19 protein-coding genes and 4 pseudogenes are annotated in these 26,247 nt (G+C 46.2%); 8 read left to right on the top strand and 15 right to left on the bottom strand.

Translation table 11 applies throughout. The features are described from left to right. The 3 genes and pseudogenes from RIC07_RS36340 to RIC07_RS36330 form a co-directional block, all read right to left on the bottom strand. Positions 1-192 (bottom strand): annotated as a pseudogene (locus RIC07_RS36340) (hypothetical protein); the annotation flags it as partial. 219 nt (positions 193-411) lie between these two features. Next, positions 412-1,422: a 3'(2'),5'-bisphosphate nucleotidase gene (locus RIC07_RS36335; protein ID WP_446398745.1), complete on the bottom strand. Its 1,011-nt coding sequence runs from the start codon at positions 1,420-1,422 to the stop codon at positions 412-414. 264 nt (positions 1,423-1,686) lie between these two features. Further along, positions 1,687-2,856 (bottom strand): AI-2E family transporter, encoded by a 1,170-nt coding sequence (locus RIC07_RS36330; RefSeq protein WP_446398744.1) that lies wholly within the window; start codon positions 2,854-2,856, stop codon positions 1,687-1,689. 956 nt (positions 2,857-3,812) lie between these two features. Between RIC07_RS36330 and speD the strand changes: the two genes are divergently transcribed. Both speD and RIC07_RS36320 read left to right on the top strand, forming a co-directional pair. After that, positions 3,813-4,211, top strand: a complete 399-nt coding sequence (speD, locus tag RIC07_RS36325) for an adenosylmethionine decarboxylase (RefSeq protein WP_006098518.1) — start codon at positions 3,813-3,815, stop codon at positions 4,209-4,211. Positions 4,212-4,498: 287 nt separating this feature from the next. Next, on the top strand, positions 4,499-4,801 hold the full coding sequence (locus tag RIC07_RS36320) for a DUF6464 family protein (RefSeq protein WP_044204624.1): 303 nt from the start codon (positions 4,499-4,501) through the stop codon (positions 4,799-4,801). A 1-nt stretch (position 4,802) separates the two neighbouring features. On the opposite strand, the gene RIC07_RS36315 is transcribed toward RIC07_RS36320, so the two are convergent. The 5 genes and pseudogenes from RIC07_RS36315 to RIC07_RS36295 form a co-directional block, all read right to left on the bottom strand. Then, a complete protein-coding gene (locus tag RIC07_RS36315; RefSeq protein WP_446398748.1) occupies positions 4,803-5,651 on the bottom strand; it encodes a TlyA family RNA methyltransferase in 849 nt (282 codons plus the stop codon). 116 nt (positions 5,652-5,767) lie between these two features. Next, positions 5,768-6,052 (bottom strand): annotated as a pseudogene (locus tag RIC07_RS36310) (ATP-binding cassette domain-containing protein); the annotation flags it as partial. Between the two features lie 57 nt (positions 6,053-6,109). Beyond that, positions 6,110-6,169, bottom strand: a pseudogene (locus RIC07_RS36305) (hypothetical protein); the annotation flags it as partial. Positions 6,170-6,216: 47 nt separating this feature from the next. Continuing rightward, on the bottom strand, positions 6,217-6,399 hold the full coding sequence (locus tag RIC07_RS36300; protein WP_446398743.1) for a hypothetical protein: 183 nt from the start codon (positions 6,397-6,399) through the stop codon (positions 6,217-6,219). A 291-nt stretch (positions 6,400-6,690) separates the two neighbouring features. Next, positions 6,691-6,835 (bottom strand): annotated as a pseudogene (locus tag RIC07_RS36295) (RNA-guided endonuclease TnpB family protein); the annotation flags it as partial. 177 nt (positions 6,836-7,012) lie between these two features. On the opposite strand from RIC07_RS36295, the gene RIC07_RS36290 reads away from it, so the two are divergent. After that, the gene (locus RIC07_RS36290; protein WP_446398742.1) at positions 7,013-7,513 is read left to right on the top strand and encodes a hypothetical protein; all 501 of its coding nucleotides are present in this window, start codon (positions 7,013-7,015) and stop codon (positions 7,511-7,513) included. 268 nt (positions 7,514-7,781) lie between these two features. Then, positions 7,782-8,858, top strand: a complete 1,077-nt coding sequence (locus RIC07_RS36285; protein ID WP_446398741.1) for a WD40 repeat domain-containing protein — start codon at positions 7,782-7,784, stop codon at positions 8,856-8,858. Between the two features lie 334 nt (positions 8,859-9,192). Here RIC07_RS36285 and RIC07_RS36280 read toward each other — a convergent pair whose 3' ends face one another. Next, positions 9,193-10,836 (bottom strand): CPBP family glutamic-type intramembrane protease, encoded by a 1,644-nt coding sequence (locus RIC07_RS36280; protein ID WP_446398740.1) that lies wholly within the window; start codon positions 10,834-10,836, stop codon positions 9,193-9,195. Between the two features lie 31 nt (positions 10,837-10,867). Further along, positions 10,868-11,167, bottom strand: coding sequence for a hypothetical protein (locus RIC07_RS36275; protein WP_446398739.1), 300 nt, complete (start codon positions 11,165-11,167; stop codon positions 10,868-10,870). 118 nt (positions 11,168-11,285) lie between these two features. Here RIC07_RS36275 and RIC07_RS36270 point away from each other — a divergent pair, with 118 nt between their 5' ends. From RIC07_RS36270 to RIC07_RS36260, 3 genes are all read left to right on the top strand, one after another. Next, positions 11,286-12,638: a histidine phosphatase family protein gene (locus RIC07_RS36270; RefSeq protein ID WP_446398738.1), complete on the top strand. Its 1,353-nt coding sequence runs from the start codon at positions 11,286-11,288 to the stop codon at positions 12,636-12,638. Positions 12,639-12,794: 156 nt separating this feature from the next. Next, positions 12,795-13,550, top strand: coding sequence for a Uma2 family endonuclease (locus RIC07_RS36265; RefSeq protein ID WP_446398747.1), 756 nt, complete (start codon positions 12,795-12,797; stop codon positions 13,548-13,550). A 228-nt stretch (positions 13,551-13,778) separates the two neighbouring features. After that, positions 13,779-19,580, top strand: coding sequence for a GAF domain-containing protein (locus RIC07_RS36260; protein ID WP_446398737.1), 5,802 nt, complete (start codon positions 13,779-13,781; stop codon positions 19,578-19,580). Positions 19,581-20,113: 533 nt separating this feature from the next. On the opposite strand, the gene RIC07_RS36255 is transcribed toward RIC07_RS36260, so the two are convergent. Beyond that, positions 20,114-20,671 (bottom strand): hypothetical protein, encoded by a 558-nt coding sequence (locus RIC07_RS36255; protein WP_446398736.1) that lies wholly within the window; start codon positions 20,669-20,671, stop codon positions 20,114-20,116. Between the two features lie 355 nt (positions 20,672-21,026). Here RIC07_RS36255 and RIC07_RS36250 point away from each other — a divergent pair, with 355 nt between their 5' ends. Continuing rightward, entirely contained in the window at positions 21,027-21,875 is an 849-nt protein-coding gene (locus tag RIC07_RS36250) for a hypothetical protein (RefSeq protein ID WP_446398735.1), read from the top strand. 15 nt (positions 21,876-21,890) lie between these two features. Here the strand turns inward: RIC07_RS36250 and RIC07_RS36245 are convergent, their stop codons facing one another. The 4 genes from RIC07_RS36245 to mgtE all read right to left on the bottom strand — a co-directional run bounded on the left by RIC07_RS36245 (position 21,891) and on the right by mgtE (position 26,009). Further along, entirely contained in the window at positions 21,891-22,472 is a 582-nt protein-coding gene (locus RIC07_RS36245) for a hypothetical protein (protein ID WP_446398734.1), read from the bottom strand. Further along, positions 22,469-22,654 (bottom strand): hypothetical protein, encoded by a 186-nt coding sequence (locus RIC07_RS36240; protein WP_446398733.1) that lies wholly within the window; start codon positions 22,652-22,654, stop codon positions 22,469-22,471. The genes RIC07_RS36245 and RIC07_RS36240 overlap by 4 nt, the downstream gene beginning before the upstream one ends. Before the next feature lie 114 nt (positions 22,655-22,768). Continuing rightward, positions 22,769-24,187, bottom strand: a complete 1,419-nt coding sequence (locus RIC07_RS36235) for a WD40 repeat domain-containing protein (RefSeq protein ID WP_446398746.1) — start codon at positions 24,185-24,187, stop codon at positions 22,769-22,771. Between the two features lie 421 nt (positions 24,188-24,608). Then, positions 24,609-26,009: a magnesium transporter gene (mgtE, locus tag RIC07_RS36230; protein ID WP_446398732.1), complete on the bottom strand. Its 1,401-nt coding sequence runs from the start codon at positions 26,007-26,009 to the stop codon at positions 24,609-24,611. Positions 26,010-26,247 lie beyond the last annotated feature (238 nt).

The following is a 26,247-nucleotide window of genomic DNA, read 5'->3' as shown; positions in this document are numbered from 1 at the left end:
CTGCTGTAAATGTGTATTCCATTGAGACTTGTTGAATTTATTATCCCAGAGGAGATGATTGGCTGTCTCACATACGCAGACATGGAATATAGATGAGTATTCAGCTAGGAACATTTCCAATTGAGTTTTACCCATTGGGTTTAACTCAATTGCTGGGGTGGGAAGTCCTTTGCAGTATGTGATAGTAGCCATTGATTCGACCTGTCAACGCAACTTCGGGTATTGTATACAATGACAGCCAAAAATGTTTCCGACTAAAATACCTACTCATTTTTGAATAGACATGAGTAGGTATGATCGGGGATTATGTTACAGTTTCTAACCCCACACCCCATACCCCACACCCTACACCCTGTCTCCTTTTTAGCTGTCTTACCCGCCCCTTGAGTCCTGAAGCCTTCTTGGGTTAGATTAGGGTATGAATTTGGATGTCTCAGAGGCTTGAATCTCCTGGGCTACGACGGCTAATACCGCATCATGAATCGCCCCGTTACTGGCAATAATCCCCTGATTGTTGAACAGCTTAGTTCCACAGGCAAAGTCTAAGGGTTTACCATACATATCGGTGACTCGTCCCCCAGCTTCTTCCAAGATAACCACACCAGCCGCATGATCCCATATATTTTGCCGTTTGGAGGACTCCAGGGGAAACGGTAAGCGGATGTAGAGATCGGCTTCCCCTCGTGCAATAATGCCGTATTTGACCATGGAATCAATCTGGAGGGAGGGGGTTGTAAAACCTAGGGATTGAGTGATAGCGGCTTGCAATTCGGGGTTCCCATGAGACGATTCTACACTTTTGACTAATCGAAGCGACTCAATGCGATCGCATTCATTCACACGAATTGTCTGAGGTTGACCTCCGGCGAGGGGGATTAGGGTTGTTCCTTGTCCTTTGACACCGACAAACAGAACGCCGCGATCGCCATCCGGTTGATGGGGATGAATCGGAATCGCCGGACATCCTAACACCCCCAGTTTCACCTCCCCGTCTTCAATTAACGCTAAGGCGATCGCGTAATTGTCACCCCGGACATAACCTTTTGTCCCATCAATCGGATCAAGTGTCCAATAGCGATCGGCGACTTGACCCGTACCCCGATCAATCCAGGTGATAATGGTTTCCGGTGTTGCCTCAGCAATCTGGGATTTAACATAATGAGTCACCCCTGTCAACTGTTGCGTCATCGCCGGTTGTCGCAACAAGCTAGAGTTTTCCTCACCCACGATGGAATCACCGGGAAACGCCTCGGCTAATACCCGACATATAACCGCTTGTGTGCCAAAATCAGCCACAGTCACCGGAGAGCGATCGGGTTTGGTTAGGGTTAAGGAACCCTCTTCCTGACGCACTTGTTCACATAATTGAGCCGCAGCCGTTACAGCTTGGATGGCAACTTGTTTTTCTCGCTGGTAGGACATGGTTTATGCTGAGATCCTATCTTGACCCCGTTAGTATAGAGGTTGTTCGCTCTAAATAGGTTAAGGAGAATGTCGCTAACCTTAAGAAGAATGTCACTGACTTAAGCGTTTGTAGTGAGCGCTTCAGCGCTTGAGGCACGCTTCGTGCCGACTACGAACTCATATTATTTCAGTGCTATTCACCTTAATCGGTAAGTCTTTGAACCCGTTTTAACGGGTTTAAGCTTTTAGCCCCAACTTTAGTTGAGGGCTTAAGGAGCGTGCTTAAATTGTCTCTGATTGTTCCATTCCCTGAGCCTCTTGACTAGAACTGTCAGAATCAGCATCGGTATTAGCAGCGATAGCCAAAGTATTCTGGGATTTTTTTTCATTCAACGGATTGGAGAAAAAGTCTCCCGTCTGAGGCGGTAACGTGGGGTCAAGTACAATTTCCGCCAAACTTTTCACCACACCCGTCACCGGAATCGCCAGAATGACGCCCAAGATTCCGCCAATTTTAGCCCCCAATAACAAAGACGTTAGAATGATCACGGGCGATAAACCCGTTAAGTTGCCCATAATTCGCGGAGCAATTATATTATCTTTGACCTGTTGCAAGGCAACAGATAATCCCAAGACTTCCAAGGCTAGCCACCAATCAATAAAGGCGACAACAATGACCACGGTAGCAATTCCCAGAGTGGCACCAACAAAGGGAATAATCTCCATCAAGCCGATAAAGACAGCAAACAGCAGAAAAAACGGCACTTGTAATAAACGGAAGCCCAAGGTTAATGTTGTTGCCATAAATAACCCCAGCAAGAGTTGACCCGATACAAACCGCTGAAGATTGCGTTGCAGTGCTTGAGTTAATCCATAACGGATTTTGGTAGAGACAATACTGGTAATACCGCGCCATAATCGTTCACCATCAATGAGCATGTAAAACGAAAGGACGAGGACTAAAATGAAGTCGATAAACCAGCTAAATGTCCCCACAACTAAGCCCAAACCCGTTGACGCGATCGCTTCGGCTTGAGCTTGAATACGTGCCAACATTTGAGACCCTAAAATTCGCACATCAAAGGGCAAATTATGTTCCATACTCCAGGTTTGAAAGTCCACTAATTGCTGTTGCCCTTGTTCGAGTAATTCGGGAAACCGAGTCACTAATTGCCGTCCTTGATTAAATACGGGTGGTGCTAGGGTGAGGGCAATGAAGACAACAAAAACCGCCGCGACTAAATAAACCAAAATCGCCGCCACTGTTCGAGGTAAGAAGGGTCGCAGTACCCGAACGGCATAGTTGAGCAAAAATGCAATTAGAGATGCCGTGAGCAAAATACTAATGATTTCGCCCACATAACTCAGCGCACTCAGCGTAACCCAACCTGTTACTAACACCAGCAACCATGTGATTAGAACTTTTTGAATGGGTGAAAATATAGAATTCATCGCAGTTTTCTGGTTAGCAAAACCTGGCATCCACCTTAAAGGGTTTAACTTCAGACGATAGAATTGCAAACGGGTACACATTTGTGGGTGTCATGATCCCAATACCTTAGTTCCAGTGGTTAGGAACTTAGGCGGGTCAACAAGACTTTCGGTTTCCCGCCAGCCGCGTTCTCTCCCTAAGGTGAGTGTGGGATAGTTGACTATTATCACGTCGCCATTGAGTCAAATAAGACCCCAAACTTAGGGTAGCAGGTTAGCGATCAACTTTCAGGTCTAACTGGAGTTCCTAACTTTCCGGGTGCTTTATAGCACTACGCCCTAAGGTTAGGACATAAAAGAAAAATTCAAATACGCTCAATCCCTTGTCAGGTAAGCTTTTGTCTTCACTATTGCCTATGACACACCGAGCGAAGTCGAGGTGTTGCCTATTGCCCATTGCCGAGCGCGTAGCGCTATATGAGAGATTTTCTCACCTAATGAGATTGTCAACAACTCTAGGTTGAGAGATAATTAAGTGGAGAAATGTGGGGAAGGTTTGCTCCATTTATAACTTAAGCGGGTCATGCTTAAGATAGATGATTTTAGGAGTAGATTGTGATGGACGTTTTAAAGCAAAATTATTGGGCGGCATAGAACCAAGTTCAATGATCTCGGAAATCGGGGTTATTTGCTCCAAGGGATAATTTATTTGTTACCCTAATCAATAGATGAAGTTGGATAGAGCGGCTTGACTGTAGCGAATAGTACCCCTAGGCGGAAGTCAGGAGTCATGTATAGACGCAATATCTGGCGTCTGTCAAACTTCTGTTGTCATGCCGAGGTACAACTGATTTGAAGGGTTGGTAAATTTACGCCATGCTGTGCTAAGGAACAAAAGAGTGCCATTGAGGACTGAATTAAGTCTATGCTATAAATAGAGTCTTTGAAATCTTATTGGGTGGAGTAAATCAAGTAGAATGAAACAAGTGGGAACTCATCTGGTCGTTGACGCATGGGAAGCGCCTGAAGACCTTCTCAATGATCCTGAGGGAATTCGCCGCGCCTTAATTGATGCGATTTCTGTTGGAGAAGGCACTCTAATTGATTTATGTGTACACCAGTTTAGTCCCCACGGAGTCACGGCGACAGCGACATTGGCGGAGTCTCATATTGCCATCCATACCTGGCCCGAACATGGTTATTTTGCCGCTGATTTATTTTTTTGCGGGTGCGGTAAGCCAAAGGAAGCCATGAAACTGTTACAAACAGCGCTCCAAGCTAAGCAGGTGCGAATGAGAGAAATTGTACGCGGTTTTGAGAATATGCCGGACATTCAGGAGCGAATTGAGGAGTCAGTCTATCAGATGGTGAGTTGACATCCTCCCCCACAAGCCCTAATTAGGGGCTGCTGAATAAGTGTTGTGGTAAGGGGGAGCTGGGGGGAGCTGGGGAAGCTGGGGGAGCTGGGGGAGCAAGGGTACATTTTTCCTGAGCAAGGTGATGCCATCCTTATGAAGGATGCTACGCCATTTCCTAGAAGAAAACCCTCTGTAAATAAAGCTCAAAGTATTGATAGCTAAGGGTTTTGAGTTTGTGCAGCAAGCTCTAATTAGGTATAATGGGGGATTACGAGGTTAGGTAGAGTCACCTGGGAGGAAAAACCATGTTCGAGACAATTATTGTGTTTGTCTTGGGTTTGACCCCCCCACTGCTTTCGATATGGGTGATGCATAGAGCAAAGGAACAAGCGCAAATCCGGTTAAGAAACTCGATTCAAGCATCAACAACGGCTAGGGTACTGCCAAGAAATCCATTACCGCCTGATCAATATTATCTGGAAGGGGTTGGTTATTTAATTGGTGATATTACCTGTCGATTTAATGCTCGTTCGGCTTATATCCGCTGTGCGGTGAATCCGTTAGGTCCTTGTGATAACTGTTGCGACTACCAACCCAGGGAATCTTAGTTCATTGTTTCTCTCGAAAGTAAGTGGTAGCCAATTGAGTGATGTCTTGAATTTCACTTAAATCAGGACTCTGAATTTGACTATCCATTCCTAGCCAGAGCAGATATTCAATATTACCCGCAGGACCCGTAATAGGTGACCAGGTTAAGCCTTGATAGACCCAACCTAAATTCTGGGCAGCTAGTAAAATTTGTGCGATCGCGCCAGCCTGATCCTTAGGATCGCGCACTACGCCCTTTTTGCCAACCCGTTCTCGTCCCACTTCAAACTGTGGCTTCACCAGTAACACCACCTCACGCGGCGCTTGTAGCAGGTTCCACAAGGCTTCTAGGATTTTTGTCAGGGAAATAAACGACACATCGACAACCCCTAAATCTGGATAAATCTCCTCCTTATCCTCTTTGTCTATTCCGAGGGGTTCTCCATATAAATCAGCAGGTTGCAAATAGCGTAAATTCGTGCGTTCCTTCAAAATCACCCGGTCATCATTTCGCAATGTCCACGCAACTTGTCCATACCCCACATCAACACCGTAAACCCGTTTTGCCCCCTTTTGCAGTAAGCAGTCGGTAAAGCCTCCCGTGGAAATACCGCCATCTAAGCAAATACGTCCGGCTACCGCTATACCAAATTCGTCTAAGGCTTTGACTAACTTTTCCCCACCTCTAGAAACATAAGGGGATTTTTCATTAATTTTAATCTCGGCGGTTGTCTCTATTTCAGTTCCCGGTTTATCCACAAGCTGTTGATTAACCCGCACTTCTCCCGCCCGAATCAGCCGTTGTGCCTGTTGTCGGGATTCGCATAAGTTAAGGTCTACTAATAAGGTATCTAGTCGTTGTTTCAAAATAAGGGTTTGAGGCTTGTTAACATTTATTAGTACAGTGTAAAGGATTGATGTCTAGGTATAGCAGTGAACAGTTAACAGTTAGTAGTGAAAATACTTACTAAATCCGGTTTTATAGAATGGTGATATAACCGTTCCTCATTCCCCAGATCCAAAGCACTGGTCGCTTCGTCCAGAATAGCGTACTTGGGTTGGTTCAGCAGCAACCGGGCAAACGTTAACCGTTGTTGTTCGCCCAAAGAGAGGACATCTGCCCAATCCTGTTCGGCATCAAACCCCCCAAACCGTTCATCTAAACCTGCTAAATTCACCTGCTCTAAAACTTGCTGCAAGTGTTGCTCCTCAACTTCAATGTCGGTGTTAGGATAGAGCAATTGATCGCGGAGAGTACCCAGAACCCTAAACGCGATCGCTTCGGCATTTTCCCGAATTCGCACCAAGCTAAACCGGAGATTTGCTTCCCGCTTGAGTTGTTCAAAGTTAAGTCGCACCAGGGGCTTACCAAATACAATCGTCGTCACCAGCGTTCCGATTAGAGCATACAGCACCAGATAAAAACACTAGGGGTTTAGAAATGCCCCAGAGTACACTGCTGAACGCAATCACCGACAGCATCGACTCTCACCGACAGCATCGACTCTACCAACACCAGTAAGAAGGTGAGAGACACTGGAGGCTGAACGACAACGGGCTGAAGCTGAACGCTGAACGAGTGCGATCGCAGCGTCTTGAAGAACTGTTGCGTTCCCACGGGATCGATCCAAATAGTTGATCTAGACTCTAACCTTCCTCGTATATCCAAGCAAGATCCCCGACTTCTTGAAGAAGTCAGGGATCTGGGATAGTTGGTAAAAGTATAGTCAAATATAGACAGACTGAATTTCATTGCAGAAATTCCCTTCGCTTTTACTTTGAGAGATTAATTCTCCTTGGGTGAACTACGCACCTCTCTATCCCATAGCGGTTAAACGCATTTGGGAATGCTTTTCGTAAACTATTGTAGGAACCGACGTTGGTTATAAAATTGATTTAGACTTTTTCACGGTCTGCCATTAATCAGCAAAGGAGTAAAATCCGGTTGATTTGAAGTTACAGCTATCAAATTATCTATGCCTAAATCTATCGCTGCTATCTTTTCATTTTGGGTTAATAGTTAACAACTGTTCTTGTTCTTCATAAATCACCTCCTTTTTTTGCATAGTTTTTTAGCATAATCTGAGAGTTTTATGCCTATATATTACCCAACATAACAGCTTATCTGACTATATTGTTATTGAAACTTTACAATACCTCATTGCATAAGTCCCTGACAGTGAGAGATACAACCCAGTATTAGATATCGATCTGCTGCTGTCAGGTGAGCTATGCATCCAACTAACGATCCTTCTGCTTATTCCACAACCCACTCTCCTTGTACCTCTGTTCCCCTTGATTTGTTCAAAAGTGGACAGTTGCTGGCGATTAAACCTGACTGTCGGGGAGGCTTAATTATCCAAAAACGGTTTTATGCTGATTTTGTCGGTCCCGGTGCTGCTGTGGGCAGTAGTTTTGACGTTGATTGTACGTCAGTGTATGCAATTGGGGAGGTGGAATTTTATGCGCCTACTACATACACTGAACGCCAGCAAGCATTTCAGAAACGCCGGGAATATTGCGAAACGTTACAATCAATTGTGGTCATACCTGCTCCCCTCGATCGCGCCACGACCATCTTGCATCAATTATCTCTCTGGTTGGATGCTAATCTGATTTCCGAAATTCCCTCGGCTTGGATTGCCGAGTTAGCCGGAGTGTTGACAAAGACTGTAATGATTATTCGCCAACCACGTCCAACTAATCCTGCGGAAAGATTAAATATTCATTAAATTTCTCAGCCAGATTATTTAATTTAACCCAAAAGTATGAGGTAGATTGATCCATTCCAAGTGATCATGGCATCGTTACCGTAGTTTTGGAGTTTCACGATGCCTGGATTCTCTGTAAGTTATACCGTCTCCGAATTAATTTCTCTAATTTTTTGTGCTGTTGTTGGCACGGGAATAATATTTATGGGATACTTTTTGGCATTATCTGTCGTCTAAGGGAACAATCTCACCCATTCCGGTGGGATGGTGTTGTTCTCAAGGATTAACTATGAGTCGTCGGTCAAGTTCTTATGCGGTTATCGTCGCACTGACGGTTATAACTGTACTGTCAGTTATCGTAACCAATGTGCCGCGATCGCTGTCTGTATCCCCAAATCCTGGCAATGCTACTCTCATCGCCGCTACGCCGACTCAACCATGGCAAGATGCCAAATTGTTGCGTAATATTAAGGGACATACAGATGCCGTAGGTGCGATCGCGATTAGCCAAGATGGACAATTCCTCACCACGGGTAGTGATGATCAAACGATTAAACTCTGGAACCTAAATACAGGTCAGCCTTTGCGGACGCTTTCTGGACATTCGGATCAAGTTACTGCTCTCGCCATTAGTCCAGATGGAGAAAAATTAGTGAGTGGGGGAGGTATTGAGGACGGTTCCATTAAACTCTGGAATCTGAAAACTGGCGAATTGATCAATACTCTCCAGAAAAAAGAAGGCATGATTCCCTCTTTGGCAATTAGTCCAGATGGAAAAACTCTGGCTAGTGGAAGAAGAGGAGAAGGGTTAGGGTTTGTCTCAGAAATTGCCCTCTGGAATGTAGAAACAGGTGAACAACTGCTTCAATTTGAGATTGAAAATTTAACCCTCTCTCTTGTGTTTAGTCCCAATGGAGAACTCCTGGCTAGTGGTTCTGAGGACGGTACCATTCATCTATGGAATTGGCAGAGTGGAGAAATCCTGCATATCCTCCAGCATCCTCAGTCTTTAAGAGCATTGGCATTTAATCAGGATGGAAACGTCTTGGTGAGTGAGAGTTTTGCTGAAACCATTAATGTTTGGAATCCCGAAACTGGGGAATTAGTTTCGACACCAGTGGAAAATCCTAAACCTGTGTTTGTCAATGCCTTGGCGCTGCATCCGTCGGGTAACATTTTAGCCAGTGCGTTAGGTCCTTATGGCAGATTAGGGTTATGGAATCTGGAATCGGGTGAGTTGATGACGATGTTGGAAGGGTTTTCGGGTTCGATTTTCTCCCTCGGCTTTAGTCATGATGGACAGATATTGGTGAGTGGGAGTAATGATGGCGCGATCGCTATTTGGGGAACAGGGAATAGGCAATAGGCAATAGGCAATAGGCAATAGGCAATAGGGAATAGTTTTTTTAGGGAATGGGCAATAGGCAATAGGCAATAGGCAATAGGGAACGGGGAACAGAGAATAGAGAACAAAGAACAGTCGGGGCGGGTTTAGTTACATTTGGGTGAGGGAAGAAACGATAGTTGTAAAACCCGCCCCTACATTGGGAAAGGGCGGGTTTTGAACAAAGGTTAGTATCAATAGCGAAACGAAAGCCCATAAACCCGCCCCTACATTGGGAAAGGGCGGGTTTTGAACAAAGGTTAGTATCAATAGCGGAACGAAAGCCCATAAACCCGCCCCTACAAACCATACTTCCTCAATTTCCACCACTGCCTAAAATTACTAAACTCAATAACGTCCCCGTATTCCAGAGACTGTGAACGATCATGGGGGCGACAAGATTGCGCGATCGCGTGTACACAACTCCCAACACAATGCCTAACGTGGCTAAGGGGAGGACTTCTGACAAACTCAGATGTGCGATCGCAAAGACGAGACTACTGGTGACAATGGCACCCCAAACAGGCATATAGCGCGTTAACGACGGTAATAAAAACCCTCGGAACATGAATTCCTCAAACAGGGGTGCAGCAATGCAAGCTGTGCTAAAAAATATCACAATAGCGACTGTATCCTGTCCTTCTAGCACTAGAGAAAGAATCGGATTACTTCCTCCTTGCCCCTGCCATAATTTCTGGTTCAGGAGTGAGACTAAAATCACCAGTGGTAGAGCCACTAGGTAGCCACCTAATCCCAAAACAATCCCTTTTCTGCGTAATTTAATCCGAAACCAATCCTCTGGCAAGGGTAAAAAATCCTTGATCGAAAGGTAAAGGACTCCCAATCCTCCAGCCGCTAGCACAATGTAAGTCATTAAAACATAGAATGCCTGCATTCTTACCGTAAAACTAGCCGGATTCAGATTGAACAAGCCGAGGAAAAGAGGCAGGATAAACAGAGGTAGGAGGATTTGACCGATAAAGAAAAAGCCCAGAATCAAGACTTGCCAAATCATTTCTCCATCCCAAGGCGTATCCCACCGGATAGTGCTGTTGGTGGCGAGGAGCGATCGCTCTCCCTGAAGTAACCACTGACCCAGCAAAAATAGCAAGAGTCCCACCCCGACAAGACCGCCTATTCCGGGAATGGCACTAATTAGAGTTAACTTGACTAGGGCTTGTTTTGCTCTCTCTTTCTCTTGAGCTTGTAAGGATACTAAGGCATCTTGACGCTGTTGCAATTGATAAAGCTGGAACAATGCCCGATACTGGAACCAGCTATCTAAATTTTGTTGAATTTTTGATTCTGCATCGGGTAAAATTCGAGGCGGATCACTCCAAAGACCTGCTAATATGGCGGCAGTTTTGGCGGATGGCGTCGTTGCTGGAGCGGTACTTTCCAGTCTTTCTTGCTCAATCAACTCATTCCACGTCTGAATTGCTATCTCTGTTCTACCCTGTTGAGCTTGCAGCAGTCCCAACCGCACATTCAGTTCATCAATAAGTTGTTCTGTCTGAGATAATGACTTTTGCAACTGCTTTCGCTGCTGAGAGGTCATCGGAGCCTCGTCAATGGGAGCGATTTGCATTTGCGGTTTAGCCAGCTCATCACCGATAGATGTCGTCACATCCTGGTTTGAGGACAGTTGTCCCAGTTTGGCGATAATTTTCGATTGAGTTGTTTGAGCTGTTTCCAGGACTTGTTTATATTGCTCTTGGGCATTTTCAAACGGATTATTACCGAGTAATGCATTCCGCGCCGCCGTTAAATCCTCTTCTCCTTCTGTTGCTAAACTCTGACCTTCGGCAGCATGGAGTAATAAATTGGTTTGGTAAAGTTCTAAGCGACTTTGAATTTGAGGCTGACCCCAGCTTTCAACTAAAGAAAGGCTGACTTGTAAGAGTACCGCCACCGTCAGCACGGCTAAAATTAACCGTTTAAGCACTAACCCAGTATTCATGAACCCCCCAAAAAAAGTAATAAGTCATAAGTCATAAATAATAAGTCATAAGTTCTAACGTTATAAAAAAATATTTAGTAACAAAGCTCACTGTTTTTGTTTCAGATGTAATCTGTCGCATTCTGGCTTTTCCGGGGAAGTCTTGAAACCCTGTTGATAAGGAAGATACACAGGAAAAATTAACCTCTTCTCCATCTTCTCCATCTTCTCCATCTTCTCCATCTTCCCCATCTTCTCCATCTTCCCCATCTTCCCCATCTTCCCCATCTTCCCCATCTTCCCCAGCTTCCCCAGCTCCCCCAGCTTCCCCAGCTCCCTCGCCTTTTTGCACCGCAGGTGAGCGGTTAAACTAAAAATGACCCTGATATTTGAAGATGCCCCAAGGATGCTACCAGCATTTGGGTTAATCTGGCTACTGTTCATCAATTGGTCACATAGGAGCAAAAGGATTGACTACTCGCGTCATTATTGTACGGCACGGTCAGAGCAGCTATAATGCCCAGCAACTCATTCAAGGACGCTGTGATGAGTCCGTGTTAACGGAAACAGGGGCTGATGATGCCCGTAAGGTGGGTGCTGCCCTCAGTAGCTTGAGCCTTGATGCTGTTTATTGCTCTCCTCTCCAACGAGCGAAGCAGACCGCAGAGGTCATTCTACCTTATTTATCTGGCTCACCCCCTCTTCAACCATCAGAAAACCTGATGGAAGTTGATTTACCCTTGTGGGAAAAAGTGGCTAAATCCGACGCCCGGAAAAAATTCCCGGAAGATTATCGGTGCTGGAAAGAACGCCCGGAAGATTTCTATATGGAAATCACTACGTCGGAGGGAACCCGGAAGCATTTTCCTGTCTTGGCACTTTATCAACAAGCGCAGCAATTCTGGCAAGAGATTCTACCTCGCCACCAAGATGGCACAATTTTAATCGTGGCACACAATGGCATCAATCGCTGTTTGCTGAGTAGCGCTTTGGGTATTTCTCCCGCCCGTTACCAGTCCGTCTTACAATCCAATTGTTGTATTAATGTTCTGAATTTTACGGGCGGTTGGGGTGAACCCGTGCAATTAGAGTCTCTCAATCAAACCTCTCATGTTGGTACGCCGTTACCGACGCCTCGCCCCAGTAATCGGGGGTTGCGTCTGCTGCTGGTACGTCACGGAGAAACCGAGTGGAATCGCGTCTCCCGCTTCCAAGGCGGGATTGATGTCCCGTTAAATGAAAATGGGCGTCAACAGGGACAGCAGGTGGCTGAGTTTCTTAAGGATATTCCGATTGATTTTGCCGTTACCAGTCCGATGTTACGTCCCAAGGAAACGGCTGAATTAATTCTTCAGTATCACAGTGGTATTACGCTAGAACTTGAGGAAAAGTTTCGCGAAATTAATCATGGACTTTGGGAGGGGAAATTAGAGTCAGAAATTAATCAAGAATATGCCGATTTATTGCATCAATGGAAAGTTGCTCCAGCGACGGTACAAATGCCCAATGGTGAAAATTTAAACCAAGTATGGGAGAGGGCTACAGCCGCTTGGGATAGGATGATTCAGGTCAAAGCTGGGATGGCTGACTCAGAACTCAAGACGGGTTTAGTTGTGGCACACGATGCGATTAATAAAGTTATTCTTTGCCATGTTTTGGGATTGAGTTCAGAATCATTCTGGAGTATTAAACAAGGGAATGGTGGTGTGAGTGTGATTGAATATGGTCAAGGGTTAGAGAAGTTACCTGTCGTCCAGGCGATGAATATTACAACTCACCTTTCTGGAGATATTTTCGACCGAACGGCAGCAGGGGCGTTATAGCAGTAGACACATCGATTAGGACTTTCGGCACCATTGTAGAGACGTTGCATGCAACGTCTCTACATATTGGTGGAAATAAACTCAACCCTGTTAAGTTAATAAATAATCCTCAAAGCCTTACAAATGACAAATGACCAATGACCAATGACAAAAACCATGTTTCAAACTGACCCGCCTCAAGACCCGAAAAAAGTTTTGCCCACGATGTACGATCTCAAAAGCGAAGACCCAGAGGAACCCGGTTTGCCTGACAAATATCACCTACTACAAGCGCGTTTCCTTGAAGATACCTTCTATCCTCCTAACTACCCAACTGATCGCATTTTTGTTGCCAGCGATTTAAATCTTTACTACAATCCACGCCAACCCAATTGGTACAAACGCCCTGACTGGTTTGCGGTGGTGGGGGTTGATAGACTCTACGAACAACGGGATTTACGCATGAGTTACGTGGTGTGGCAAGAAGAAGTTAATCCCTTTGTCGTGGTAGAACTGATTTCACCGGGTACTGAAAAAGAAGACTTGGGGCAAACGCTGCGGGAAGCGAATCAACCGCCGACAAAGTGGGAAGTCTATGAACGTATTTTGCGCGTTCCCTATTACATCGTGTTTAATGGTCGCACGAACCAGCTAAGAGCGTTTCAGTTAATGGGTAGTAGTTACACCGAGTTAGACTTGAGCGAACCGCGTGTGTGGATGAACGATATTCAGCTAGGGTTAGGACTGTGGCAGGGTTTCTATGGGGAATGCGATCGCACCTGGTTACGTTGGTATGATGCACAAAGCAACTGGATTTTGACTCCCTCAGAACGAGAAAGGCAAGAAGTTGAACGAGAAAGGCGACGGGTAGCAAGATTGATAGAACAATTGCGATCGCTTGGTGTTGAACCGGATTTAGATTTGGAGGGTTAAGTATAACCAATGACAAAAGTTAAGAAAAAATAAGTTCTCACCTCTGGAGAAGAGGCTGCGGATTTTTTCAAAGTTTGGCAGTATAAAGAATAGGTATGTGCTGCTAGTGCAGTGTAACGGAAATAGCCCTACAGTTAATCAAGAGGAGAGAGAAAAAGCATATAGCATAAACTTTACAGCCTTGGAGTTAGTTCGTCCCAGCTACAGCCTGCGCCCTACCCAATTATTATGCAGCCTGACACCACCGCCATTACCTTACCTGCTTTAGAGCATTTTATTGACGATCATCCCCTCACGATTGAGGCTGAAGCAACTCTAGTTGAAGCGATCGCGTTATTAAATCAAGGACAATCCTTGTCGGGATACCAATCTGGACAAATTACCAGAGAACCGGGACGTTCTCATCGCTGCGTCTTGGTTACCGAAAACTCGGCGTTGATCGGGATAGTTACCACACGAGACTTGATTAAGCTGATGCTGGCTGGGGTGAATTTTCAGGACACCCAGGTGGCTGATGTAATGGTGCGATCGCCTGTTACTTTAACCCTCTCTGAGTCCTGTCATTTGTTTACGGCATTATCCCTTTTTGAAAGCTATTCGATTGATTTTCTCCCGGTTTTGGATAAGACAGGTAAATTCATTGGATTAATCACAGAAAATAGTATTTGTCAAGGGCTGCCTGAGCTAAATTTACTTAAGTCGCAATCGGTGGCGGCGACAATGACGACTCCTGGGCTAAACGTTTCGTTGACGACTTCTATTCTGGACGTGGCGCAACAGCTAATTAAGACTCAGGAAACTTGTGCTGTATTGATTCAGGAAACGGTAATCGGTGATGAAACCAATGGGAGAAGGTTTCAAAAGAGTGCGATCGCGTCACCCTTATCCTTAGTTTCTGCCCATTCCTTACCAGTCGGACTAATTACAGAGCAGGATTTAATCCACTGTTTACAGCTATCTGTATTTGGACTTGACTTGTCAAAAACACCAGTGTCTATGGTGGTAAAAAAACCGCTGTTGAGTCTCCATCCGGAGGATTCCCTAAAGCAGGGACTCGAACAGATGCGGCAAGTCGGACAAATCCCTCAATTAGTTTATCAATCTCCGGAAAATCTTCTCGGCATTTTCACCCCAACGAACATCATTAAAGCTCTGAATCCTCTGGCGCTGCTGAATCAAGTTGAACAATTACAGCAAACAATTAATCAACAAGCCAACCAACTACAGCAAACCCTCAATGACTTAAGTCAAGCGGAAACGACTGTGGAAACAAGCCATCAGCGTTTGCAGTTGATTCAAACAATAGCCAGCAATCCCACATTGAACGGGAAAGACTGGCAAACGGAATTCAGTGAGTTGATACAAGTCCCTTCAGCATCCCGTTGTCTTCCCTCCTCTTCATTAGTGGAAACTCCCGGCGATCATGCAATTGAGCCGCCTCAGGTTGCCCATATCGTCAAAACAGCGACAGAACGGTTGGAATTAATTCTCCGCGCCTCCCAGGATGGATTTTGGGACTGGAATATGATTACTGGGGAAATTTATTTCTCGCCCCGATGGAAAGAAATGCTGGGTTACGCCGATTGGGAATTGCCGAATGAATTCGCATCTTGGGAGAAGGTAATTTTTGAGGAGGATCGGATTGCCGCGTTAAAACTGGTTGAAGATTATAACAGTGGTAAGGTTTCTCGTTTCCAAACCGTCCAACGCTTCCATCATAAAAACGGATCAACTGTTTATATTTTGTCCCGGGCGATTCATCAAAAAGATGCCGCAGGTCAAGTGATCCGCATGGTAGGGACTCATACCGATATTACCGATCGCAAACAAGCCGAGGCAACCCTACAAGCTGAATATTCCTTTAAAACCCAACTGATCGAACGGATGGGAGAAGGCGTGTGTGTCTGCCATAGTATTGAGACGTATCCCTATATCCGCTTCACAGTTTGGAATCAGCAGATGGTGGAGATTACTGGGTATACCGTTGAAGAAATCAACCGTCGAGGCTGGTATCAGACATTCTATCCCGATCCGAAACAACGCAGCCAAGCCGTCAAGCGAATTGCTCAGATGCAACGGGGGGAGGATTTAGTCGCTGAGGAATGGGACATCGTTCGGGCGGATGGCAATCACCGTATTTTATCGATCTCCACATCCAGAATTGAAACCTCAGAGGGTCAGATTCATATCTTAGCCTTAATTCAAGATGTGACGGAACGCCTGCACGCCAAAACCACGTCGCAGCAACAAGCCGAACGGGAGCGGTTAATTCGCTCCATCGCGCTGCGGATTCACCAGTCGTTGGAGTTGGAGGATATTCTCCATACCACGGTGACTGAAGTGCGACAGTTCCTGCAAACGGATCGGGTGTTAATTTATCGCTTCAATCCCGATTGGAGTGGCGTCGTCGCCGTGGAGTCAGTGGAATCAAAAACGCTATCTGTTTTGGGGCAAACCATTTATGACCCCTGCTTTGGCGAGAAGTCGGCGGTGCGTTACCAACAGGGTTATATTCATACCGTGGAGGATATTTACACGGCAGATATTTTAACCTGTTATCGCGACTTTTTAGCCGATCTTCAGGTCAGGGCAAATTTAGTCGTACCGATTCTCCAGGGACAAAAATTATGGGGGTTACTGATTGCCCACCATTGTCATCGTCCTCGACATTGGCAAACCGTTGATATTGATCTGCTTCAGCAACTAGCCACCCAAGTCGCGATCGCGATTCAACAGTCTGAATTGTATCAGCAGTTATCCACGGAACTCATTGAACGTAAACAGGCGGAAACCGCCCTCCGACAGCAAGCCGAACGAGAACGATTAGTGGGTGCGATCGCCCGCCGTATTCGTCAATCGTTACACTTAACCGAGATTCTGAACACGACGGTAACGGAGGTACGGCATTTCCTGCAAACGGATCGGGTGTTAATTTACCGCTTCAATCCCGACTGGAGTGGCGTAGTCGAAGTCGAGTCTGTCGCCGTGAAAGAGTTATCAGTATTGGGGCGCACGATTTTTGATCCCTGCTTTGGTGAGAAGTCGGCGGTGCGTTACCAAAAGGGTGATATTCACACCCTGGAGGATATCCACACGGCTAATCTAGAGTCCTGTTATCGTAACTTTCTTGCCGATTTACAGGTGAGGGCAAATTTAGTCGTACCGATTATACAGGGACAAAAATTGTGGGGACTGCTGATTGCCCACCATTGTAATCTGCCGAGACATTGGCAGCCTCAAGAAACAGAGTTACTGGTACAACTTGCCACGCAAGTTGCCATTGCAGTACAGCAGTCGGAACTCTATCAACAAGCCCAAGCCGATTTAACCGAACGCAGACAAGCAGAAGCCGCCTTACAACAGCAACTCCAGCGCTCATTACTGCTTAAGCAAATCACCCAAGACATTCGCCAAAGTTTAGACGCCCAACAAATTTTTCAAACTACTGCTACTCAAATTGGTCAAGCCTTTCGCGTCAATCGTTGTGTAATTCACACCTATGTCGCTTCACCCGCCCCCCAAATCCCGTTTGTTGCCGAATATTTAGAACCGGGTTACTCATCCATTCTCAATGTCAAGATTCCGGTGGCTAACAATCCGCATATTCAACAGGTATTAGCCGCCGATCGCGCGATCGCCTCTAACAATGTTTACAACGAGCCTTTGTTACAAAATGCCACGGGAATGTGTGACCAGGTAAACCTGAAATCTATGTTAGTCGTTCGCACCTCGTATAAGGAAAAACCCAATGGGGTGATTTGTCTACATCAGTGCGATCAGTTTCGTCAATGGAGTAATGATGAAATTGAATTACTTGAAGCCGTTGCCGATCAAGTGGGAATTGCCCTTGCCCAAGCCCAACTCCTGGAACAAGAAAAGCACCAACGACAACAGTTAGCCGAACAAAACTTAGCCTTAGAAAAAGCTAAACAGGTGGCTGAAGCTGCCAACTGCGCCAAAAGTGACTTTCTAGCAACCATGAGTCATGAAATTCGCACGCCAATGAATGCAGTGATTGGCATGACGGGACTGCTGTTGGATACGCCACTGGATCAGGAACAAGCCGAATTTGCCGAAACAATCCGCCACAGTGGCGAAGCCCTGCTGACGATTATTAATGATATCCTCGACTTCTCCAAAATTGAGTCCGGCAAATTGGAGTTGGAGGAACAACCGTTTAATCTGCGAACCTGTATTGAAGAATCTCTGGATCTGCTAACGCCAAAAGCCGCAGAAAAGGGCATAGAACTGGCATATCTGTTTGATCCTCACACCCCCAACACGATTCGCGGCGATATTACCCGACTACGGCAAATTCTGGTTAATTTACTCAGTAATGCCCTCAAGTTTACCCATCAGGGAGAAGTGACGGTTTCGGTTTCCTCTAAGCGGGTAAGTCCCCAGTCATTAGACCAACTCTCTCACACCCATCACAAGGAACAAGAGTATGAAATTTTGTTTGCAGTTAAAGATACAGGAATTGGCATTCCCCCAGATCGGTTAGATCGGTTATTTAAAGCCTTTAGTCAAGTCGATTCCTCCACCAGTCGCCACTATGGAGGGACAGGATTAGGGTTGGTCATATCCAAGCGATTGAGTGAAATGATGGGGGGGAGAATTTGGGTAGAAAGTGAAGTAGGGAAGGGTTCTATCTTTTACTTCACGATTGTTGCCCCAGTCTGTCACATTGATAATCTCAGTAATTTGGATCTCCGGCAACCTCAGCTTGAAGGCAAGCGGATGTTAATTGTGGATGATAATGCCACTAATCGCCGCATTTTAACTCTACAAGGTCAATCGTGGGGGGTGCTGACCCGTGCGGCTGAGTCGGGTAATCAGGCATTAGACTGGCTACACCAAGGGGAGACATTTGACTTAGCGATTCTGGATATGCACATGCCCGGAATGGATGGGGTAAATCTCGCCTCACAGATACGCCAACAGCCAAATGGTCAAGAGATTCCCTTGGTTATGTTAACCTCAATCGGCAAGCCAGAAAACAGTGGTCAACTGGATGAAGCCAAGTTTGCGGCGTTTCTGACTAAGCCGATTAAGCAGTCTCAACTCTACAATGTGCTGATGGATGTATTAGTCGGTCAACCGGTGAAAGTGCGGTCAACCTGTGAGATTTCACCGACGATTGATCCGTATATGGGTTCAACTCTACCGTTACGGATTCTGTTGGCGGAGGATAATGTGGTTAACCAGCAAGTGGGGTTGCATATTCTGGGGCGCATGGGGTATCGAGCGGATGTCGCCGCCAATGGCTTAGAAGTCCTCGAAGCATTGCACCGCCAGTCTTATGATGTGGTATTAATGGATGTGCAAATGCCGGAAATGGATGGTTTGAAAGCAACTCAGCGCATCTGCCAGGAATGGTCACCGGAAAACCGTCCTCATATTATCGCGATGACGGCTAATGCTATGCGAGGCGATCGCGAAACCTGTTTGCAGGCAGGTATGGATGATTATATCAGCAAGCCGATTCGGGTCGAGGAACTGGTGCGATCGTTGCAGGGAGTGCCAAAAAAGGTACAGGAAACTCGGAGTTTCCAGAAGGCAGAAGCCAGAGAGCAGAGGCTCCAAGCAAACAAGCAAGGGAGCAAGGTACAAGGAAATAATAACGATTTAGACGGACATGATGTGATTGATGACCAAGCTTTTCAACAACTGTGCGATATGGTCAAAGATGATCAAGTCTTAATCCAAGTGATTGATAGCTTTTTGGATGAAGGCGCTCAGTTGTTGGGGGTGATGAACCAAGCACTGGATTCCCAGACAATCACACTTTCACCTGAGACGCTAACCACTTGTCAACAGGCGGCTCACAGTCTCAAATCTACCAGTGGTACGGTTGGTGCGATTAACCTTTCTGAACTTTGTAAGCAGTTAGAAACGATAGACATTGAAGATGAAACCGATAATCCACTGACGTTAACGAGTCGTTTATTGACACAAATCGATCAGGAATATGACCAGGTAAAGGTGGCGTTACAAAACAAACGTCAGCAATTGAAGGAAAAGTGTTGATTGTGTAGGGGCGGGTTTAGGGACTGTAGTATAGCTATAGATGATAACGTTTATCCAAAACCCGCCCTGGTGTAGGGGCGGGTTTAGGGGTGTAGGGGCGGGTTTAGGGACTTTAGTGTAGCTATAAATGATAACGTTGAGCCAAAACCCGCCCTGCCTAAATATTGAGTGTAGCAGACATCGCATGTTATAGCAGTCGCCAAGGCGATTAGGACACAGCAAAATGCGCCAAACCTTGACCAGTCAATCTTTTCCCTTGGAGCCTTCTGCCCTCTGCCCTCTGCCTTTTGCTATAACAGCTATGGCGGTTGCTATAACGGTGAAGATCGTCATTTGTCATTTGGTCAGGGCGGGTTTTGCAGCCAAGCTAAGGAAAACCATCAATATTAGTCCCTAAACCCGCCCCTACACACAGATACACCATGGTACGTTTCTACATGAGTGTCCCCATCTCCCCCAGCTCCCAGACGTGCCATGGCACGTCTCTACATTGCTTCCCCAGCTTCCCCCGCTTCCCCACACCCCTCACCCCGTCAACGCCGAGAAGGTCCCGGATTGAGAAGTTGAACTTCGCTAATCCGAATCACGTAGGGATGATACTTATCTTCTTGAAAAGAACCAACCCAAACTTTATATTCCCCTGCTAACCACTGACCTGAAATTCCGGGGTTTTTGCCTTCAGCGTCATCATTACACCAACTCCCACCTGGACCTTTCACCAATAGAGTCGTATCCTCCGGGCTTTCCACTTGCAAACTGAGATAGTTGAAAAACGACGTGAGTTCTAGGATATGATCAGGCTGTTCATCAATATACCCGATACAAGAACCCGTTGGTGTTTCAGTACGCCCCGAAACATCTTCAGTTGAGACAGAACCGCCACTAATACCCCGAATAATCAACGGATCAGGTGAAAATCGTCGCCCCAGTTTTACATTTTCAAATATGGGTTGCGGTGCAGCAGATTGAGCGTCAACGGCGGGAGTAATCAATAGTCCACTGGCAAATGTGGCTGTGGCAAGTGCTGTTCCCCAGCGCCAGAGTCTCAAGACACTCACTGGAGAGTTGGAGAGTAAGGCGAGAGGTGACATAGTGGTAGGCTGAAAAGGGTGTCTTTTATCCATAGCTAATCGATTCCGTCTTGTGGGAATCTCTGAGAGTGGTGTTTTTGACTGTGGCACAAGGTTGTACAATTGGCAAAATGGAGGCGTGTTCTTATTGGATATTAACAGCTCGATGTAGTAGCTATGGACGCAAATGTTGCAAATTGTGTTCCGCTTCCAACTTGAGCCGTTCCTTGTATCGGAAAGTCTTGAAACATCTGGTTGGACAGATAGATGGGCAAGATGGGCAAGATGAGGGAGATGAGAGAACAAATGTCCATTGCCCATTACCCATTCCCGAAAATTATCAGATGTTTGGACACAACTCAAATAGGATTGCTATATGTCAGACAAGACGTATTTGACAAAAACTGCCGTTTTAGAAAGGGGTTGGACTAAGGGGGCTATTCGCAATTTTTTAGGACAGGCAGATAAGACCAGTCCTAATCCGTATTCTCGAAAGAAGCCTCCCGTTCAACTGTTTGATATTCAGAGAGTGAAACAGTGTGAGGAATCCTCGGATTTTGCCGCATGGAAAAAGAAAATTTCCAAAAGACGGCAAGCCGCTCAACAGACGGCGAAGAGAAAGACGCAAGCGATTGAGTATGAGAAATCTTGTGTTGCCAAAGCCTGGGAGCAATTAAATCCTCTGTCTAATTTTAGAACATCAGACTGGACAGATTTCACCGGGCAGCACTTGGGCATTTTAGAGGGTGAATTAACTGACCGAGAGAAAGAGATTGCTGTAAACGCCGTTCGTAAAATGCTTAAGGCGTCTTATTGGATTCCCGTAGATTTGCTGTTTGATGCATTCAATCAATGGGGACTAGATGCTGCTAACACAGATGAGTATGCCGCTACAATTGCTGACAGCATTGCTGAATATGGATGGAAAGGAATTCCGCTTGTCAGTTTCTTTCTGAAAAACAAGATGGGACGTGTACAGTTAGATTCGGGTCATCATCGCTGGATTGCCCTAAAAAGATTGCGTGATACAGGGAAAATTGGTGCTGATTTTCGAGTCCCCGTGTTTGACCTTGATTTAATGCCTTCTTGTTTTGAGGAAAAACGTTATCGATGGGACGCAATAGAAGCCTTGTCGTATTTAGAAAATGGCGATTATGGTTTAGCCCTCAAAATCTACGGACGCGAAAATTGGATGCTAGGTCTTTGTAGTGGAATCGATTGTTAATGATTATCGGATCAATCACTGCTGAAGTTGTGAGAGTTCCTGTTGAATTTGGGCGATCGCACGTTCTAATTGTTCAACTCGCTCTGGGTTGACAGAAGCGGCGGTACGATCAGGTTGGGGAAGTTGATCGATGGTCTGTTTGAGAGCTACGATAATCCCGGCTAATGTCTCAATCTGTTCTAATTCGGGACGCTGCCTGAATTTTTGATTTAATTCATCAAGTTTTGATTGTAGGGGAGCCAGAGAACCTCGTAACGCCTTTTGCTTCTCATTAATTGCCTCAACGGTAGAGACAACAGCAGACAGTTCCTCTCTAGACATCTGATTCAAGTCAGGTTGCTTTAGTTGAGCGACATCTGCACGTAAGGTTTGGATATCTCGACTTAAATTGTCAATTTGAGTGCGATCGCTAATCTTGCGCCGAAGCTGTTGTACAACACGACGGCGGTTAATTAGATTGAGTAACAGGGAAATCACTAAAGGCGCTAATCCATAAATTATCTGTCCCGATATTACAGCTATTATCGCCCCGACAAATGAAGCGGCAATAGCAACAGATTCAGCGATAAAAAGCCAGTTATTTTTGTCATTTGTCATTTGTCAAGGGAACAGGGAACAGGGAACAGGGAACAGGGAACAGGGAACAGGGAATAGGGAATAGGGAACGGGAATGAATACAGCCATTCGGTAATAGTCAGGGCGGGTTTAGTTACATTTATGGTTAGGTGAAAAACGATAGTAGTAAAACCCGCCCCTACACAAACCTGAAGACGTGCCATGCCCTCTTTCCGGAGTGAAGGGTCAACACTCGGTCAGGGCGGGTTTTGCAGAAACGTTACCATCAATAGCCACGCATCAAGTCCCTAAACCCGCCCCTACAGACATGCCATGGCTTATAATTGCTGCCAAAGTTTAACTGTACCATCCCGATTGCCTCCAGCTAACCACTGACCATCTGGACTGAGAGCTACAGATACCACAGAACCAGCATCGTTATTGTCCAAGACAAGCAACGGTTCATCGATGCCTAGCCACCAGATCTTAATCGTACCGTCTGCATGAGCCGCGATCGCACTTTGCCCGTTATCGCTAAATATAATCGACATGGCGGGAGCGGAGGGACATTGCCAACTCTCTACCCGTTCCGCACTATCAAGTTGCCATACCTTCAGAGTACCATCGGTACAGGCGGCGGCTAACCGACGCCCATTGGGACTTAAGGCAAGAGAGTTGATCGAACTCAGATTGTCGGTGAGACTGAATTCTAGATCAAACGGCTGAACATGCCACAGATCAACAATGCCATCTCCGCCGCCACTGGCAAGGGTTTTGCCATCTGGACTTAATGCGATCGCGGATAATCGTCCGGCGTCTTGGACTAAATCCTGGACGAATTTTCCCTGATCCAATTGCCATAGCTTAATGGTTTGATCAAAGCTACCACTGATCAGAGTTTGGTTATCTGGCATAATCACCAGCGATCGCACGGAACCGTTATGACCTGTCAACGTATGGCATAATTCTCCAGTCTCTAGTTTCCAGACCTTAATCGTCTGATCAAATCCCCCACTCGCCAGCCACTGACCATCAGGGCTTAAGCTAAGACAGAGAACTCCCTGTTGATGATCACTAAATGTGTGAATCAGATCCCCCGTCTCTAGATGCCACAGCTTCACGGTTTTGTCTAAACTACCACTGGCAAGAATTTGTCCATCTGAACTTATTGCCAATGCACTCACCCAATCCTGATGTCCTTTCACAGTGAATCGGAAGTCCCAATTGGGTAGGATTGGTTCAGGGACAAAAGCACTCGGATACGCTTTTATGTTCTCTTCCCCAGCTCCCCCAGCTTCCCCAGCTTCCCCAGCTTCCCCAGCTTCTCCAGCTTCCCCAGCTTCCCCAGCTCTCCTCACAGGGGAAACTGATTCAGAAGCGACAGGAAACAGGGATGGTTCACCTCCCGCCTCTGTATGCCAATGGGTTGGTTGTTCGGGATTGGTAGCAAAAGGGATTTGGTATTGTAGCTGATCAAGATCGGCAGTGACTTGTGCGATCGCGGCTTCTAATTGCTCGATGTGGTTAGGCAATGAGGCACTATTGAGATAATCTACAACATTCCGCAGCGATTGTTCCACGCTAACAATTCGAGCTTGAAGTTGGGCAATTTTGATCGCCCCTAATTCCGAAGCGGGATTCTCAATTTGAGCCAGATAGTCGGGGAGTTTTGCTTGTAGAGAGGCGAGTGCTTGCTTAAGTTGCTGTTGGTATAACAATTGACTCTCTTGGGATACTTGGCGATGTAATTGCGCCATGGCTCCCGTTAACCGATTTCGGCTGTGTTGCTCAAACCGGAGGCGATTGATCAGATTGAGCAACAGGGTAATCGACAATGGAACCGCCCCATAGATAATTTCACCAGACGCCGCCGCGACAGCCCAGCCAATGATTGAGACAGCAACAAAGATACACTCGGCAATTTTCAGACGGTGAGTTAGCATTCCCTGTCATGAGAATTCATCTATAGTCTTGGAATTATGAATTATGAACAAACATAAGATGTAGCTTGCTTCTTTTCGGGAGCGAGTATGACATAAACAAATGACATAAACAAATGACGAATGACAAATATAGCAGCTACCTTGACAGGTTAGGACATTCTGTACTGTTCCCTGTTCCCTGTTCCCTGTTCCCCAATCTCAACCGTTAACTCTAATTGTGTCCACCTACTTATAATTAAAGACCAAGAACCATCCTGGCAATATTAAAATAAATCAACACACCCAACACATCAACCGCCGTGGTAATAAACGGGGCTGACATCAAGGCGGGATCTAATCCCAGGGAACGGAACAGAAACGGTAACGCTGAACCCGCTACCGATGCCAGAATCGCGATCGCGACTAAACTGATACCCACAGCAACGGCAACAAAGATATCATCTCTGAGCAGATACGCCCAAACCGTTGCCACTGAGCCTAAAATTGTTCCCAGTAGCGCTCCTGCCATAGCTTCACGCCCGATTACCTGTAATGAACCCATATCTCGAATTTCGTCAGTGTTTAAACCGCGAATCACCACCGTTGACGATTGAGCGCCCACATTTCCCCCTGTACCTGTCAACAGAGGAATAAATGCCGCCAGCGCCACAACTCTTTGTAAGATGTCTGCTTGAGAGTTAATAATGGTGGCAGTCACACTGTTTGTCAGTAACAACACAAATAACCAAACCACTCGTTTGCGGGCAACGGTAATTAAGCTGGTTTGAAAGTAATTATCGCGCCCGGATTGTACCCCACCCCCCAAGGCATAGATATCTTCAGTGGTTTCTCGTTCTAAAATATCGATCACATCATCAACGGTGACAATTCCCACCAAACGATGTTCTCGATCAACCACAGGTACAGCCAGAAAGTCGTAACGTTGGATTAACCGCGCCACTTCTTCTTGATCGGTATCCGTGTGAACACAAACGGCATCACGACTCATTACTTCACCTAGAGTTTGCTCCGGTGGAGACACAACCAAATCCCGCAATGAAACGATTCCACTCAGATGTCGTTCTGCATCGGTGACATAAACGTAATAAATCGTCTCCGTGGTACTGGCTAAACTCCGAATCCGTTCCAGGGTTTCGCCCAAGGTTAAGCTTTCTTTCAGGGAAATATACTCCGGGGTCATGATTCGCCCTGCGGTATCGGCTTCATAACCGAGGAGTTGGGCGGTGGCTTGGCGTTCCTGGGGACTCAGTTGAGCCAGCAAACGACGAACCACTTTGGCGGGCAATTCATCAAATAATCGCACTCGATCATCGGGGGACATTTTGTCCACGATGTCAAGTACCTCTTGGCGTTTAAATTCCTCGATCAGCGATTGTTGGACGCTAGAGTCAAGGTACTCGTAAACTTCGATCGCCTCAGCTTTCGAGAGTAAGCGGAACGCGATAACCTGTAGGGCGTCGGGCAATCCTTCGATCGCGTCGGCGATGTCCACAGGTTGTACAGGAACTAATACCTGTTTAGCGCCCTGAAAATTTTCTTGTTCCAACAGCATTTGCAGTTGAGTCCGAACTAACTCTCGCAATTCACTGCGCGATCCCGTCTGGAGGGGAATGTTGTTTTCTCTTAATTCAGACATAATCAGCCTGGATAGTTCTATACTGTGCTAGAGCCGGATTGCAAGAGTTGAATGGTGAGAGTTCTCCTCGAAGTATCCGAGGGTCATTGATGAATCACTTCAGCTAGCGCTCACTGCCGATGTCCGACGGAGATGTCGATCACGGATTCTTAAGTCTTCAGTTTAACTTCAAGTGGTCTCTAGGTGTTTACTGAGGGATGAAGAATGCGCGGCAAACTGCCCTCTAAAACTAAACGCG

Source organism: Coleofasciculus sp. E1-EBD-02 (assembly GCF_040218245.1).
GTDB lineage: Bacteria > Cyanobacteriota > Cyanobacteriia > Cyanobacteriales > Coleofasciculaceae > Coleofasciculus.
Note: the sequence above shows the minus strand (reverse complement) of the source record. Positions and strands in the feature narration are given on the sequence as shown.